Source organism: Streptomyces sp. 2323.1 (genome assembly GCF_900221035.1).
In the GTDB taxonomy this organism is placed as follows: Bacteria; Actinomycetota; Actinomycetes; order Streptomycetales; family Streptomycetaceae; genus Streptomyces; species Streptomyces sioyaensis.
Window position 1 is genome coordinate 5,041,023 of record NZ_LT907981.1, and the last position, 14,937, is coordinate 5,055,959.

Below are 14,937 nucleotides of genomic sequence, written 5' to 3' on the forward strand. Positions count from 1 at the left end.
CCGTCCGTTGGCCGTACACGATCTTCCGTGTACGGCCCACGGATGCGAGGCTTGGGGACATGGACCTCATCGCACGGCTGCGCGCCGGCCTCCCGGATGAAGCGATCCTCACCGACCCGGACGTCACCGGCTCCTACGCCAAGGACATGGCGAGCTTCTGCGAGGCCGGGACGCCCGCCGTGGTCGTCCTGCCGCGCACCGTCGAAGAGGTCCAGCACGTCATGCGGACGGCCACGGAGCTGCGGGTCCCCGTCGTCCCGCAGGGGTCGCGCACGGGACTGTCCGGCGCCGCCAACGCCTCCGACGGCTGCATCGTGCTCTCCCTGGTCAAGATGGACCGGATCCTGGAGATCAACCCCGTCGACCGGATCGCGGTCGTCGAACCCGGCGTCATCAACGCCGCGCTGTCCCGCGCGGTCGGCGCCCACGGCCTCTACTACCCGCCCGACCCCTCCAGTTGGGAAGAGTGCTCGATCGGCGGCAACATCGGCACCGCCTCCGGCGGCCTGTGCTGCGTCAAATACGGAGTCACCGCCGAGTACGTCCTCGGCCTGGACGTCGTCCTCGCCGACGGGCGGCTGCTGACGACCGGCCGCCGTACCGCCAAGGGAGTGGCGGGCTACGACCTCACCCGGCTGTTCGTCGGCTCCGAGGGGAGCCTGGGCATCGTCGTCCGCGCCGTCCTCGCCCTCAAGCCGCAGCCGCCCGGGCAGCTCGTGCTGGCGGCCGAGTTCCCCTCCACCGCGGCCGCGTGTGCGGCGGTCTGCGAGATCATGGCCCGCGGCCACGCCCCCTCGCTGCTGGAGCTGATGGACCGCACGAGCATCCGCGCGGTCAACGACATGGCGCAGATGGGCCTCCCGGACAGCACCGAGGCGCTGCTGCTGGCCGCCTTCGACACCCCGGAGCCGGCCGCCGACCTCGCCGCCGTCGGCGAGCTGTGCACCGCCGCGGGCGCCACCCAGGTCGTGCCCGCCGAGACCGCCGCCGAGTCCGATCTGCTGCTGCAGGCCCGCCGGCTGACCCTGACCGCGCTGGAACGGGTCGCCTCCGCCACCATGATCGACGACGTCTGCGTACCGCGCTCCCGCCTCGCCGAGATGCTCGACGGCACCGCCGCCATCGCGGAGAAGTACGACCTGACCATCGGCGTCTGCGCGCATGCCGGTGACGGCAACACCCACCCCACCGTCTGCTTCGACGCCGCCGACCCGGACGAGTCGCGCCGGGCCCGCGCGTCCTTCGACGACATCATGGCGCTCGGCCTGCAACTGGGCGGCACCATCACCGGGGAGCACGGCGTCGGCGTCCTGAAGAAGGAGTGGCTGGCCCGCGAACTGGGGCCGGTGGGCGTGGAGTTGCAGCGCGGCATCAAGCAGGTCTTCGACCCGCTCGGGATTCTCAACCCCGGCAAGCTGTTCTGATCTTCCCGGCGGCGACGGTCTCCCGAAATATTCGGATTCTGCAACAGCGTCGCGAGGCCGCAGCACGCCCCCGCCGGTTCCGCCCTCTTCAGATGCGTACGAACGCAGCGAGCAGCACCTGAGGAGAGTGGTACGCATGAGGCGGAAGAAGTCGGCGCTGGTAGCTGTAGTGGGAGTGTCGGCGGCGCTGATCGCCGTACAGGGAGCTGCGGCCGCCGCGGCCCCACCCCACGGGAGCGGCCCGGCGAAGGCCGCGCACACCACTGCGTCCCCGGCCCGGACCGGCGTGGGCCACGGCGTACGCGTCGGCACGGTCCCCCTCACCACGAGGGAGCACAACGGGACCTACGAGCTGATCGACCCCACCCGAGGGGGCCTGTCCACCCACGACTTCTTCGCCGCCGACAACGAGAAACCGCTCACCGACAAGGACAATGTGTGGGGCGACGGCACCATGAAAAGCCGTCAGTCCGCCGCGGTCGACGCCCACTTCGCTGCCGGACAAGCCTGGGACTACTTCAAGAACACCTTCGGTCGCAGCGGTATCCACGGTGACGGCAAAGGCCCTGCCATGACCGTCCACTACGGCAGAAACCAGGCCGACGCCTATTCGGACGACAACGGCTCGTTCTTCGGCGACGGCAAGGACGGCAAGAACCCGGTCACCTCTCTGGACGTCGTCGCGCACGAATACACGCACTCCATCAATCAGGCCACCGCCCGGCTCGCCTCCAGCGGCGAAGGCGGCGGGCTCAACGAGGCGACCTCGGACATCTTCGGCACGATGGTGGAGTTCCAGGCCGACATTCCGGCGGACACTCCCGACTACCTCATCGGCGAGAAGGCCAACTACTACGGCGACGGCAAGCCGCTCCGCTACATGGACAAGCCGTCCAAGGACGGCAAGTCCCCCGACTTCTACAAGCCGGGCATCGGCCGCCGCGACAATTCCCACCATGCGGCCGGGGTGGCCAACCACTTCTTCTACCTGCTGGCCGAAGGCAGTGGCAAAAAGGTCATCAACGGCACCACGTACAACAGCCCCACCTACGACGGTGCGAAGGTCACCGGCATCGGCCGGGACAAGGCCGCCCGCATCTGGTACAAGGCACTGACCACCCAGTTCACCTCCGCCACCGACTACAAGGGCGCCAGGGCCGGAACCCTGAAGGCCGCGGCCGCCCTGTACGGCAAGGGCAGCACCGCATACCGGACCGTCGCGAAGGCCTGGACCGCGGTCCACGTCGGGTAAGGGCATTCCGAGGGCGACGGTGCCGCGCCCGGCACCGAGGCACGGCCGGGCCGCGAACGGGGGCCGGTGGGGGAGGAGTTGCCGCGCGGTGTCAAGAACGTCTTCGACCCGCGACGTCTTCGACTCGCTCGGCATCCGCGCCCGGCACGCCGTTTCGGCCTGCCGTGTCCATGGCACGCGCCGCCGCCTCGTAAAGTTTTCCGTCATGGACTCCTTGCTCCCCGGAATAGCCCTGCTCGTCCTCGCCATCGCCATGGTGGCCTCGGGCACCGACCGCCGCTCCAAGACCCTGGAGCGCCGGCTCCAGCGGCTGGAGAAGAAGGTGGACCTGCTGCTCGCCCACGCCGGGGTCGCGGAGCCGGAGGACCCCCGGATGGCCGAGATCGACGAGCTGCTGACCCAGGGCAAGAAGATCCAGGCGATCAAGGTGCACCGCGAGCTCACCGGCTCCGGGCTCGTCGAGGCCAAGGAAGCGGTCGAACGCCGGATGCGCTGACGGCCAGTTGGGCAGAGGATGGCCAGAAGGACCGTCGGGCCCCACCGGGCCACCTCATGCCCACGCAGGAAGCGAGAGCCGATGGCAGCCACCGAAGCGACCAACGCCGCTGATGAGGCGTATGACGTGATCGTGCTGGGGGCGGGGCCGACCGGCGAGAACGTCGCCGACCGGGCGCACGCCGCGGGCCTGAGCGCGGCGATCGTGGAGAGCGAACTGGTCGGCGGCGAATGCTCCTACTGGGCCTGTATGCCCAGCAAGGCCCTGCTGCGCCCGGTCACCGTCCGCTCCGAGGCGCGCCGGGCCCCCGGCTTCAAGGACGCCGCCGACGGCCCCCTGGACGCCCCGGCCGTCCTCGGCCACCGGGACGCCGTCGTCTCGTACTGGAAGGACGACGGCCAGGTCCGCTGGCTGGACTCGGCCGGTATCGACCTCGTACGCGGCCAGGGCCGGCTGGCCGGGCCCCGCCGGGTCGTCGTCGACGGCCGGGTGCTCACCGCCCGCCATGCGGTCGCGGTGTGCACCGGCAGCCGCGCGGTGCTGCCCCCCATCCCCGGTCTTGCCGAGGCCCGGCCCTGGACCAGCCGCGAGGCGACCAGCGCGAAGACCGTGCCGGGCCGTCTGGTGGTGGTCGGCGGCGGCGTGGTCGGCGTCGAAATGGCCACCGCCTGGCGGGCCCTGGGCGCCTCCGTGACCCTGCTGGTGCGCGGTGACGGGCTGCTGCCCCGGATGGAGCCGTTCGCCGGCCATCTGGTCGCCGAGTCACTCGCCGAGGCGGGCGCCTTCCTGCGCACCGGCGTCGAGGTGCGGGAGGTGCGCCGGGAGGCACCCGGCGGGCCGGTCACCGTCCTGCTGGACTCCGGCGACGAGATCGTCGCCGACGAGCTCCTGATCGCCACCGGCCGGGCCCCGCGCACCGAGGACATCGGCCTGGACACGGTCGGTCTGCAGCCCGGCTCCTGGCTGGACGTCGACGACAGCTGCCGGGTGAAGGGCGTGACCGGCGGCTGGCTCTACGGCGTCGGCGACGTCAACCACCGTGCCCTGCTGACCCATCAGGGCAAGTACCAGGCCAGGATCGCCGGCGCCGCGATCTCCGCCCGCGCCCGGGGCGTCCCGATCCTGGAGTCCGATCCCTGGGGCGCGCACGCCGCCACCGCGGACACCCGCGCCGTCCCCCAGGTCGTCTTCAGCGATCCGGAAGCCGCCGCGGTGGGGCTGAGCGCCGCCGAGGCGGAGCGGGCCGGGTACCGCATCCGGGTGGTCGACCAGGACCTGGCGGCCGTCTCCGGGGCGTACCTCTACGCGGACGGCTACCGCGGCCGGGCCCGGATCATCGTCGACCTGGACCGCGAGGTGCTGCTCGGCGCCACCTTCGTCGGCCACGGCGTCGCGGAGCTGCTGCACTCCGCGACGGTCGCGGTGGCCGGCGAGGTCCCCGTCGAGCGGCTGTGGCACGCGGTGCCCTCCTACCCGACGATCAGCGAGGTGTGGCTGCGGCTGCTGGAGGCGTACCGCGGCTGACCGCGGAGCCTCGGGCGGCCCGAACCGGACGAGTCCCCGTACCTCACCCGTCACGCCCCGGGGTCCGGGGAGTCCTCCGACGCGGCGCCGCCCGGCCACAGTTCGTCCCCCGGCGCCAGGGCCAGCAGGTCGCTCAGCCCTTTGTCGAGCCCGAGATGCTGCTGCTCGGACCCCGGCGGGACCACCCGCAGGGTGCGCTCCAGCCATGCGGAGACCGCCGCGGCCGGCGCCTGCAGCAGCGCCTCGCCGTCCGGCGAAGCCAGCGCCAGGCAGACCAGGCTGCGGCCGTCCACCCGGGTCGGCCAGGCCCGCACATCGCCGTCACCGCACGGCCGGAACACGCCCTCGACGAGCAGTTCGCGGGCGAAGGTCCACTGGATCGGGGCGTCCGAGCCGATGTGGAAGGTGACATGGACGGCGTAGGGGTCGTCCGTCCGGTAGGTCAGCCGGGCCGGCACCGGAATGCTTCGCTCCGGCGATCGGACCAGGCCCAGCTCCAGCTCTCGTTCCACCACGGTGTACATGACGTCCGCCTTTCTTCGCTCCCTGCGGACGCCCGAATCGCGGCCCGCAGGGTAGGAGAGGCGCCAGGAGCCGGACTCTTACGCGACTTCGTACAACTTTTTTCCCGCGCCTCTTCCAGGTGGTCGTGGGCGGGCATGGGCACCGTGCAACCCGGGGTCTGATAGATGTGGACGCCGCGTTGCGGCAGACTGCACTCCACATTCCACAGGCCGAGTACAGATACGGGACTTCGGACATGAGCGCCCCTACCTCAGGATCCGCCGGCGGTAGCCCTACGCCAGGCTTCTACCCGGACCCGTCCATCCCCGGCTACATCCGGTACTGGAACGGTGCCGCATGGGTGCCGGGCACCAGCCGGCCGGCCCCGGCCGAGGGCGAGGCCATGCCGGCCCCGCCGCCCGGCGCGGCCCCGCCGTCCCCTGCCGTCGAGGAGACCGGCCCGGTCTTCTTCGACGAGGAGGACGCGGCCGGGGGCTCCGCGCTGCCGGCCGTCCGCCGCGCCGGCGAGGTCGCCGCCCGGCCCGCCGCGAACTGGGACGACACGGCCCGGCTGCACGGCGCCGGCCCCGAAGCGGGCGCCGCCTGGGGGGCCGACGCCTCCCGCCAGGGCGGGTTCGCCGGCGAGAGCGACCACCGGGTCTCCTGGGGTTCGCCGGAGCAGGCACCTCCCGGCACCCCGTCGGGCGCCCCCGCGTGGGGTGCGGTGCCGCCGCAGCGCGAGGAACCGGCGGGCGCGGAGGCATCCGCCCCCGCCGCACCCAAGCCCCCGTCGGACGGGACGGTCGCCATCCGCGCCGTGAACCCGGCCGCCCGCCGCGGCAAGGGCTCCGGCGACCAGGGCACCACCGCGATCCGTGCGGTCCGGCCGGACGCCGGTGAGCCCGCCAAGGGCAACGAGACGATGACCTTCCGCGCCGCGGGCACCGGCCGCCCGGCCTCCGCGGCGCCCGGTGCCGGGTCCCCGCAGGCGCTCCCGTCCGTCGGCGCACCCCAGCAGCAGAACCGCCCGGCCCCGCAGCAACAGGCCCCGCAGCACCAGGCCTCCCGCCCGCAGGCAGCCGCAGCCCCGCAGGTCCCGGCCCCGCAGGCGTCCGCCCCGCAGGCCCCGGCGCAGCAGTCGCCCGGTCAGCAGGTGCCTGCAGCCGCGGCCGGTTTCCCGGCGCAGGGCGGTGCCGCGCCGGCCGCGCCCGGCCCGCAGGGCGGCGACGCCGACGGGGTCATCCCCTGGAAGCCGCCGGCCGCCGCCGACCCGTTCTACGAAGCCCTCCAGGCGGCGCAGGGCCACCCGGCGGGCCTCGGCCGCAGGTTCGCGGCCCGGCTGATCGACACCGTGGTGCTGGGCGCGGTCACCGCCGCGGTGGCCGTTCCCATGTGGGGCACCGTCACGGACCACCTCGCCGCCAAGGTCGAGGCGGCCAAGCAGTCCGGCCGCCAGGTGACGGTCTATCTCATCGACGGCACGACCATCCCGGTCTTCGCCACGATCCTGGCCGTCCTGCTGATCGGCGGTGCGCTCTACGAGGCGCTGCCGACCCTCAAGTGGGGCCGCACCCTGGGCAAGAAGCTGTGCGGGGTCCGGGTCCTCGACATCGAGAGCCACGACACCCCGACCCTCGGCGCCGCGCTCAAGCGCTGGTTCGTCTACGGCGTGCTCGGCGTCCTCGCGGTCGGCGTGCTGAACGCCGTGTGGTGTCTGTTCGACCGGCCGTGGCGGCAGTGCTGGCACGACAAGGTGGCGCGGACGTTCGTCGCGTCCGACTGAGCGCGTTCGTGGACCGGCCGCCCGCTGACCGGGTGACCGGTCCTTCGCATGCGGGCCCGCGCCGTCGCGGTCCGGTTGCGGCCGGCGGCGTTTTCGTCGGGCCGGTGCCCGTCCCCCGAACGGGCCTTGGCCGGATGCGGCGGGCCGCGACAAGCGGTCGACTCGGGCCATGAGTACCGACCAGCCCGGGCCCGGCGCCGGTGAGCCGCCGGAGGACGAGCCGTTCCTGAAGAAGCCGCAGGAGCCCCCGGCGGGCGGCGCTCCCCGCAACAGCTCTTCGCGCGAGAACGGTTCCCCGCGCAACAACCACGCCAACGGGACGGGCGGCGGCGAGGGCGCCGCACCACCCCCGGGCGGCCAGCAGCCTCCGCCGCCCCCCGGTGGGACTCCGCCTCCTGGTGGGACCCCGCCTCCGGGTTGGACTCCGCCTCCCGGTGGCACCCCGCCCCCCGGAGGTGGCCCCTACGGCGGTGGCCCGTACCCGGGCGGCCCGTATGCCGGCGATCCCTACGGCGGGCAGTACGGGCAGCCGGCCGATCCGCTGGCCGGGATGCCGCCGCTGGCCAACCGCGGTCGCCGGCTCGTCGCGCGCATCATCGACGCGATCATCATCGGGGTGCCGGTGGGCGTGATCATGTCGCTGATCGTCGGCGGGGTGAACTACTTCAGCACCAACAGCGACGAGGCCGGCGCGCAGTGGACGGTCTCGGGCGTCACCATGCTGGCGTATCTGATCTACGAGGGGCTGATGCTCAGCAGCCGGGGCCAGACCCTCGGCAAGATGGCGATGAAGATCCGGGTGGCGATGCTCTCGAACGGCTCGATCCCCACGCCCCAGGCGGGCTGGACCCGGGCCGCGGTCTATACGCTGCCGGAGATCGTGCCCTGCTGCGGCTTCATCTTCTGGCTGATCAACGTCTTGTGGTGTACCTGGGACAAGCCGTATCAGCAGTGTCTGCACGACAAGGCGGCAAAGACCGTGGTGGTGTCCACGGAGCCGGCCCGGACCCCGTCAGCGTGAGTGCTCGCCGAGCCGGCCCCGGGCGGCCGCGGCCGGCTCGGTGACCTTCCACCGGCCGCCACGGGACGAGGACCTCGCCGGCCGGATACGCCGGGACGGCGACGGCACGGCCCGCAAAGGGGCGGGCGCGGCGGGCGACTTGGCCCGTCCGGCATGCCGGCGGACCACCCGCGGCACCTCGGGCATCGGCACCGTCATGGCGACCAGCAGCCCGAGCCCGAGTCCGGCGATGGCGATGACCGCAATCCCGATCCCGGTCTGCGTCTGCGACAGCAGCAGCATCGCGAGGGTGGAGAAAAAGACGGTGGCCGAACCGTAGGCGAGCTGTGCGGCAGTCGGACGAGGCATGGCGGAATCCGTCCTCAGAGGGTCGGCAGGGGGTGTCGGTCAAGCACGCGCCATCGAAGGAGCCTACGGTCCTGACTGCCCGGGCGGAACGCCAAGTAAGCGTGACCTAACCCACGGTTCCGAAGCACAGGGGCGCACGAAACGGCCTGCTGCGCGCGGGGGGCGTGGCGTCATGCCAGTTGGGGGCGGGGGCGCATGCCCAGCGGGCATATACGCCCGGTCCCTGCCCGGGTGGGTGACATGAGGTGACCTCCGCCACCGCGTCGCCTTCCGGTGTCCGATAGCCGCAACTGGCGGACCGAGTAACGTACTTCGCTGTCGTGCCCAAGTCAAGATCTGTCTTTTTCCCCGTACTTCCGGTCGAATGCCCTCGAACAGTGACCGGTTCTAAGGGGAGGACAGCGCCAAGTGAGACAGCAGAGAAGGGTGTTCAGATCGGCCGCCCTGGCCACGGCAATCGCCGCGATCGGGGCGGCCGCTTTGTCTTCGGGGGTGGCTTCGGCAGACCCGCAGGGTCCGTCGCCCGTCGCCAGGCGCCATGACCCGGCCCCTGAGCGGACCGTGGCCCACGACCTCAAGGGCCCGTTCAGCGACCGGCAGGCGGCCGAGCGCAAGGAAGCGCTCCAGCAGGTCCTCGCCGGTGACGCCAAGCCGACCGAGCGGGGCGGTTCGGCGGTCGTCAAGCTCGGCAAGAGCAAGTACGTCGAGCTGGCCCGGAAGAAGACCGACAAGATCTTCACGATCCTGGTGGACTTCGGCGACAAGGTCGACGACACCACGATGTTCGACCCGGACGGCGACGGCCCCCTGCCGCCGGTGAAGAAGTACGGCGGCGACCCCGGCCCGGCGCACAACCGGATAGCCCAGCCGGACCGTGCCAAGGACAACAGCACGGCCTGGCAGAAGGACTTCAACCAGAAGCACTTCCAGGACCTCTACTTCTCCCACGACAAGAAGAAGCAGTCGCTGGCGAAGTACTACGAGAAGCAGTCCTCGGGCCGCTACTCGGTCAACGGCGAGGTCTCCGACTGGGTCAAGGTCGATTCGAACGAGGCCCGTTACGGCTCCAACTACTGCGGCCAGCACAACTGCAACAACGTCTGGGACCTGATCCGCGACGGCGTCAACCAGTGGGCCAAGGACCAGAAGGCCAAGGGCCGTACCGACGCCCAGATCAAGGCCGACCTCGCCAAGTACGACCAGTGGGACCGCTACGACCACGACGGCGACGGCAACTTCAACGAGCCCGACGGCTACATCGACCACTTCCAGATCGTGCACGCCGGCGAGGACGAGTCCGCCGGTGGCGGCGTCCAGAAGACCGACGCTCTCTGGGCACACCGCTGGTACGCCTACGGCACCGACGCGGGCAAGACCGGCCCGGGTGCCAACAAGGCGGGTGGCACCCAGATCGGCGACACCGGGATCTGGGTCGGCGACTACACCATGCAGCCGGAGAACGGCGGACTCGGCGTCTTCGCCCATGAGTACGGTCACGACCTGGGCCTGCCGGACGAGTACGACACCTCCGGCACCGGCGAATCCTCCGTGGACTTCTGGTCGCTGATGTCGGGCGGCTCCTGGCTCGGCACCGGCAAGGACAGCATCGGCAACCTGCCCGGTGACATGAGCGCCTGGGACAAGCTGCAGCTGGGCTGGCTCAACTACGGCAAGGCGAAGGCCGCGGCCAAGTCCTCCTACAAGCTGGGCGTCTCCGAGTACAACACCAAGAACAAGCAGGCAGTGGTCGTCACCCTGCCCGCCAAGCAGGTCAAGACCGAGGTCGTCCAGCCCGCCGAAGGCTCGCACCAGTGGTGGGGCGGCAGGGGCGACGACCTGAAGAACACCCTGACCCGGCAGGTGGACCTCACCGGCAAGTCCAAGGCGTCCCTGGGCCTCAAGGGCTGGTGGGACATCGAGAAGGACTACGACTACCTCTACGCCGAGGTCTCGACCGACGGCGGCAACAACTGGACGGCGCTGGACGGCACCGCGGGCGGCAAGGCCATCCCGCGCGACGGCAGCGACAAGCCCGCCCTGACCGGCACCGTGGCCGCCTACCAGGACCTCGCCTACCCGCTGGACGCCTACGCGGGCAAGAAGATCGCCCTGCGCTTCCGCTACCAGACCGACGGCGGCACCTCCGGTAAGGGCTTCGCGGCCGACACCATCAGCGTGACCGCCGACGGCACGCCGCTGTTCAGTGACAACGCCGAGAGCGGCGACAACGGCTGGACCAGCAAGGGCTTCTCGCGGATCGGGGCCTCGTTCACCAAGTCCTACCCGCAGTACTACATCGCCGAGAACCGCCAGTACGTGTCGTACGACAAGACCCTCAAGGTCGGCCCGTACAACTTCGGCTGGACCACGGCCAAGCCGGACTGGGTGGAGCACTTCCCGTACCAGAACGGCGTGCTGATCTGGCTGTGGGACACCTCGCAGCCGGACAACAACGTCGGCCAGCACCCCGGCTACGGGCAGATCCTGCCGGTCGACGCGCACCCCAAGGCCGAGCACTGGGCCGACGGCAAGCTGATGCGCAACCGCTTCCAGAGCTACGACTCGACCTTCACGCGGTTCCCGACCGACGCGCTGACCCTCCACCGGGACGGCAAGGAGGTCAAGATCACCTCGAAGAAGGGCGTGACGCTCTTCGACGACCGGCACGGCGTCTACTACGACAAGACGAACCCGACCGGTGGCGTGATCGTCCCTGACACCAACACCCGGATCAAGATCCTCAAGGAGGCCCGGGACGGCTCCACGGTGACGGTCCAGGTGGGCCCGGCCGGTAAGTAGAAGGTAAAACCGCAGGTCAGATGCTATTCGGCCGTCGCCCCCTAGCGGGCGGCGGCCGATTAGCGTTTAGATGCGTTCTACAGTTCCTTGTTGACGCGAAGTCTCACGGGGGAGAAATGACCAAGTCCGGAGGCGGTTACATCAGGCTCCCTGGAGGGAGCGTGGTGGTCGCCCTCTCACTGCCCAGGCCGGCACACGGCCCGCGGCCCGGCCCGTACGACTGCGGGTGCCGGGTCCGGGTGCTGGTCCATGCGGTGAACCGCCAGCGCGCCCTGACCAGGCTGCGCAACCTCGGGCTGCGCAGGGTCTACCTGCGCGGCAACACCGAGCCGCCCACACCCGACGAGATCACGGCCGTCCTGCACCACCCCGACGGGGTGGTCTGGCGCGAGACCCCGGAGGACGACACCGAGTCGTGGCACCCGATACGGGCGCTGATGCGACCGCAGATCCACCCGGCGCCCGCCGCCGACTACCGGGCCGCGGGGTAGGCCGCGGGGCCCGGAGGAGGCCCGCGGACGGCCGCCGTGACACCCGCTGACCGACACCCGCCGGGGCACCCGCCCCGGTGGGTGTCAGCCGCCGAGGACCACCGGCTTCCCGGTCAGCTCGGCGCCCGCCGCGCGCAGCTCCGCCAGCGCCCGCTCGGTGGTGTGCGCGGCCACGCCGGCCGTCAGATCCAGCAGGACATGGGTGCGCAGCCCGGCGCGGAGCGCGTCCAGGGCGGTGGCGCGTACGCAGTGGTCGGTGGCCAGGCCCACCACGTCGACCTCGGTCACGTCGTGCTGGCGCAGCCAGTCCTCCAGCGGGGTGCCGTTCTCGTCCCGGCCCTCGAAGCCGCTGTACGCCCCGGAGTGGGTGCCCTTGTCGAAGACCGCGTCGATCGCGCCGGAGGCGATCGCCGGGGTGAAATTGGGGTGGAAGCCGCTGCCCTCCGTGCCGGCCACACAGTGCACCGGCCAGGAGTGCTCGTAGTCCGGGTGGTCGGAGAAGTGGTCGCCCGGGTCGATGTGATGATCACGGGTGGCCACGACGTAGCGGTAGCAGCCGCCGGCCGCCTGGCCCACCAGATCGGTGATGGCCGCCGCGACATCCGCACCCCCCGCCACCGCGAGGCTGCCGCCCTCGCAGAAGTCGTTCTGCACATCAACGACGATCAATGCCCGGTGCATGGTGCGTGCCTTCCGGCTGGGAACGGGGGAGGGGCGCGGAGTGTGGTGTGACCGAGGCTAGCCACTGGCGGGGGATTGCGGGAGTGGGGCGGAGCCCGGCCGCCGCCCCGGCGCACCGCGGCCGCCGGCGCTCCGCCGCGGGCGGGTCGGACGGATGCGTCAGACGTATTCGGTGGGCAGCACGGCCTCGCCCCGGGAGAGCTGGGTCGCCGACAGCGGCAGCTGGTCGCGGGCGGCGATGTGCCGTTCGCGGGCGGCGTCCAGCGGCTCCCGGGCCACCACGATGCCGCCGCTCACCAGCGGCACCAGCAGCTGCCGGTCGGCCAGCTCGGCCGGGACCGGCCCGGTGCCGATGACCTCGGCCTCGGCGACACCCTCCGCGTCCATCCGGCGCGCCGCCCACTTACGGCCGCCGAGCGAGTTCTTGGCGCCCATCGACCGCTTGGCGACCGGCCGCAGCGGGGCACCGGGCTCGTCGCTGTCGGCGCGGGCGACCAGCTTGTAGACCATCGAGCAGGTCGGGTGCCCGCTGCCGGTCACCAGCTGGGTGCCGACGCCGTACGCGTCCACCGGCGCGGCGGCCAGCGAGGCGATGGCGTACTCGTCCAGGTCGCTGGTGACCACGATCTTGGTCTTCGTGGCGCCCAGCTCGTCCAGCTGCTGGCGCACCCGGTGGGCGATCAGCAGCAGATCGCCGGAGTCGATCCGTACGGCACCGAGGCCGGGCCCGGCCACCTCCACGGCGGTGCGCACCGCCTCGGCGACGTCGAAGGTGTCCACGAGCAGGGTCGTGCCGCTGCCGAGGGTGTCGACCTGGGCGGTGAAGGCGTCCCGCTCGGTGTCGTGCAGCAGGGTGAAGGCGTGTGCGCTGGTGCCGACGGTGGGGATGTTGTAGCGGAAGCCGGCCGCCAGGTCGGAGGTGGTGTGGAAGCCGCCGACGTAGGCGGCCCGGGCCGCGGCCACCGCCGCCAGCTCGTGGGTGCGGCGGGCGCCCATCTCCATCAGCGGGCGGTCGCCGGCCGCCACCGACATCCGGGAGGCGGCCGCGGCCACCGCCGAGTCGTGATTGAGGATCGAGAGGATCACCGTCTCCAGCAGCACCGCCTCGGCGAAGGTGCCCTCGACCCGCATGACGGGGGAGCCGGGGAAGTAGACCTCGCCCTCCGGGTAGCCCCAGATGTCGCCACGGAAGCGGAAGCCGGCCAGCCAGTCGAGGGTCGGCTCGTCGAGGATGCCGCGCTCGCGCAGAAAGCCGAGGATCGTTCCGTCGAAGCGGAAGTTCTCCACCGCGTCCAGCACCCGGCCGGTGCCGCCCACCACGCCGTAACGGCGGCCCTCGGGCAGCCGGCGGGTGAAGACCTCGAAGACCGAACGCCGGTCCGCGGTGCCGGACCGCAACGCGGCCTGCAGCATGGTGAGTTCGTACTGGTCGGTGAAGAGCGCAGTCGACGGCACGGCCACCGGCAGCCCCAGGTCTGCTGTGTTCATAGGGGAGATGCTACCCCCAATACTCGTCACTTTGACGATAGTGGGGTGAGGGCCTCCGGGGACCCCCGGCGGCGGGCGGCCGCGGCTCGCCGACGCGGCCCGCGCGAGGGGCATTTGTGCGTCGCAGGTCCCCGGGTGGCAGCATGGGGCCTGTGAGCGCCCACCCGTCACCCACGATCACGCTCCGGCCGCACCACTGCACCCTCAGTGTCCCGGTCGAGACCGAGCGTCCCGAGTCGAGCGAGGCTCCCTTCGAGGTCCCCGAGCCCGACCTCCCGTGGGTCACGATCGTCCACAACGACCCCGTCAACCTCATGAGCTATGTCTCCTACGTCTTCCAGACGTACTTCGGCTACTCCAAGGACAAGGCACACCAGTTGATGCTCGACGTCCATCACAAGGGCCGCGCGGTGGTCTCCAGCGGCAGCCGCGAGGAAATGGAGCGCGACGTGCAGGCCATGCACGGCTACGGCCTGTGGGCGACGCTTCAGCAGGACCGCCGATGACCGGGCACTTCGAACCGCTGCCCGACGGCGGTGCCGCCGTCCCCCTCGACGAGGTCGAGATCTCCATCCTGCGCAGCCTCGCCGTCCAGCTGATGGAGCTGATCGGCCCGGGCGAGGAGGCCGGGGAGCGCGAGGGCGACGACCTGCTCGCGTCGATCTTCAACGACGGACCCAGTGAACCGCCCGCCGACCCGGTCCTGGCCCGCCTCTTCCCCGATGCCTACGGCGGTCCCGACCTCGTCCCCGACGACGACGTCCGCGCCGCCTCCGCCGAGTTCCGCCGCTACACCGAGAACGACCTGCGCTCCCGCAAGCGCGAGGACGCCCTCGCGCTGATCCGCGCGCTGGACACGCTGGCACCGGCCGGCGGCGGCAGCGCCGAACTGCGGCTGAAGCCCGAGGAGTGCCGGCAGTGGCTGGGGGCCCTCAACGACCTCAGGCTGGCCATCGGGACGCGGCTTGAAGTGACCGATGAGGAGGACGGTGGCGAGCTGCTGCGGCTGCCGGACAGCGATCCTCGCAAGCCGATGGTGATGGCGTATCTCTGGCTCGGCGGCCTCCAGGAGACTCTCGTCGAGTCCTTGATGGGGTGAAACCCGGGCATAGTGCCCCCGGGAGTT

At 71.6% G+C, this 14,937-nt stretch carries 14 protein-coding genes; 10 read left to right on the plus strand and 4 right to left on the minus strand.

The window, feature by feature from the left end; genetic code table 11:
• The first annotated feature begins 59 nt into the window (after positions 1 to 59).
• From CPH93_RS21645 to CPH93_RS21660, 4 genes are all read left to right on the plus strand, one after another.
• Complete coding sequence (locus CPH93_RS21645) at positions 60 to 1,424, plus strand: FAD-binding oxidoreductase (RefSeq protein ID WP_093483445.1); 1,365 nt, start codon at positions 60 to 62, stop codon at positions 1,422 to 1,424.
• A gap of 136 nt (positions 1,425 to 1,560) precedes the next feature.
• A complete protein-coding gene (locus tag CPH93_RS21650; RefSeq protein WP_093648900.1) occupies positions 1,561 to 2,676 on the plus strand; it encodes a M4 family metallopeptidase in 1,116 nt (371 codons plus the stop codon).
• 205 nt (positions 2,677 to 2,881) lie between these two features.
• Complete coding sequence (locus CPH93_RS21655) at positions 2,882 to 3,172, plus strand: ribosomal protein L7/L12 (protein WP_093488731.1); 291 nt, start codon at positions 2,882 to 2,884, stop codon at positions 3,170 to 3,172.
• Positions 3,173 to 3,253: 81 nt separating this feature from the next.
• Positions 3,254 to 4,696 carry a dihydrolipoyl dehydrogenase family protein gene (locus CPH93_RS21660; protein WP_093648899.1) on the plus strand — a complete coding sequence of 481 codons (1,443 nt, stop codon included), beginning with the start codon at positions 3,254 to 3,256 and terminating at the stop codon, positions 4,694 to 4,696.
• A 50-nt stretch (positions 4,697 to 4,746) separates the two neighbouring features.
• Here CPH93_RS21660 and CPH93_RS21665 read toward each other — a convergent pair whose 3' ends face one another.
• The gene (locus CPH93_RS21665) at positions 4,747 to 5,220 is read right to left on the minus strand and encodes an SsgA family sporulation/cell division regulator (protein ID WP_093483442.1); all 474 of its coding nucleotides are present in this window, start codon (positions 5,218 to 5,220) and stop codon (positions 4,747 to 4,749) included.
• A 236-nt stretch (positions 5,221 to 5,456) separates the two neighbouring features.
• On the opposite strand from CPH93_RS21665, the gene CPH93_RS21670 reads away from it, so the two are divergent.
• Positions 5,457 to 6,983 carry an RDD family protein gene (locus CPH93_RS21670; RefSeq protein ID WP_096213790.1) on the plus strand — a complete coding sequence of 509 codons (1,527 nt, stop codon included), beginning with the start codon at positions 5,457 to 5,459 and terminating at the stop codon, positions 6,981 to 6,983.
• A gap of 169 nt (positions 6,984 to 7,152) precedes the next feature.
• A complete protein-coding gene (locus tag CPH93_RS36245) occupies positions 7,153 to 8,004 on the plus strand; it encodes an RDD family protein (protein ID WP_173909861.1) in 852 nt (283 codons plus the stop codon).
• Here the strand turns inward: CPH93_RS36245 and CPH93_RS21680 are convergent.
• Positions 7,996 to 8,352: a hypothetical protein gene (locus tag CPH93_RS21680; protein ID WP_093483439.1), complete on the minus strand. Its 357-nt coding sequence runs from the start codon at positions 8,350 to 8,352 to the stop codon at positions 7,996 to 7,998. The genes CPH93_RS36245 and CPH93_RS21680 overlap by 9 nt on opposite strands.
• 408 nt (positions 8,353 to 8,760) lie before the next feature.
• Here CPH93_RS21680 and CPH93_RS21685 point away from each other — a divergent pair, with 408 nt between their 5' ends.
• Both CPH93_RS21685 and CPH93_RS21690 read left to right on the plus strand, forming a co-directional pair.
• Positions 8,761 to 11,151, plus strand: a complete 2,391-nt coding sequence (locus CPH93_RS21685) for an immune inhibitor A domain-containing protein (protein WP_093483438.1) — start codon at positions 8,761 to 8,763, stop codon at positions 11,149 to 11,151.
• Between the two features lie 116 nt (positions 11,152 to 11,267).
• Positions 11,268 to 11,642 (plus strand): hypothetical protein, encoded by a 375-nt coding sequence (locus CPH93_RS21690; RefSeq protein WP_040899147.1) that lies wholly within the window; start codon positions 11,268 to 11,270, stop codon positions 11,640 to 11,642.
• An 84-nt stretch (positions 11,643 to 11,726) separates the two neighbouring features.
• Here the strand turns inward: CPH93_RS21690 and CPH93_RS21695 are convergent, their stop codons facing one another.
• Both CPH93_RS21695 and CPH93_RS21700 read right to left on the minus strand, forming a co-directional pair.
• The gene (locus tag CPH93_RS21695) at positions 11,727 to 12,323 is read right to left on the minus strand and encodes an isochorismatase family protein (protein ID WP_093483437.1); all 597 of its coding nucleotides are present in this window, start codon (positions 12,321 to 12,323) and stop codon (positions 11,727 to 11,729) included.
• Between the two features lie 159 nt (positions 12,324 to 12,482).
• Positions 12,483 to 13,811: a nicotinate phosphoribosyltransferase gene (locus CPH93_RS21700; RefSeq protein WP_093483436.1), complete on the minus strand. Its 1,329-nt coding sequence runs from the start codon at positions 13,809 to 13,811 to the stop codon at positions 12,483 to 12,485.
• Positions 13,812 to 13,987: 176 nt separating this feature from the next.
• On the opposite strand from CPH93_RS21700, the gene clpS reads away from it, so the two are divergent.
• Both clpS and CPH93_RS21710 read left to right on the plus strand, forming a co-directional pair.
• Positions 13,988 to 14,317 (plus strand): ATP-dependent Clp protease adapter ClpS, encoded by a 330-nt coding sequence (gene clpS / locus CPH93_RS21705; RefSeq protein WP_040900653.1) that lies wholly within the window; start codon positions 13,988 to 13,990, stop codon positions 14,315 to 14,317.
• Positions 14,314 to 14,910, plus strand: coding sequence for a DUF2017 domain-containing protein (locus CPH93_RS21710; RefSeq protein ID WP_093483435.1), 597 nt, complete (start codon positions 14,314 to 14,316; stop codon positions 14,908 to 14,910). The genes clpS and CPH93_RS21710 overlap by 4 nt, the downstream gene beginning before the upstream one ends.
• Positions 14,911 to 14,937: the final 27 nt, after the last annotated feature.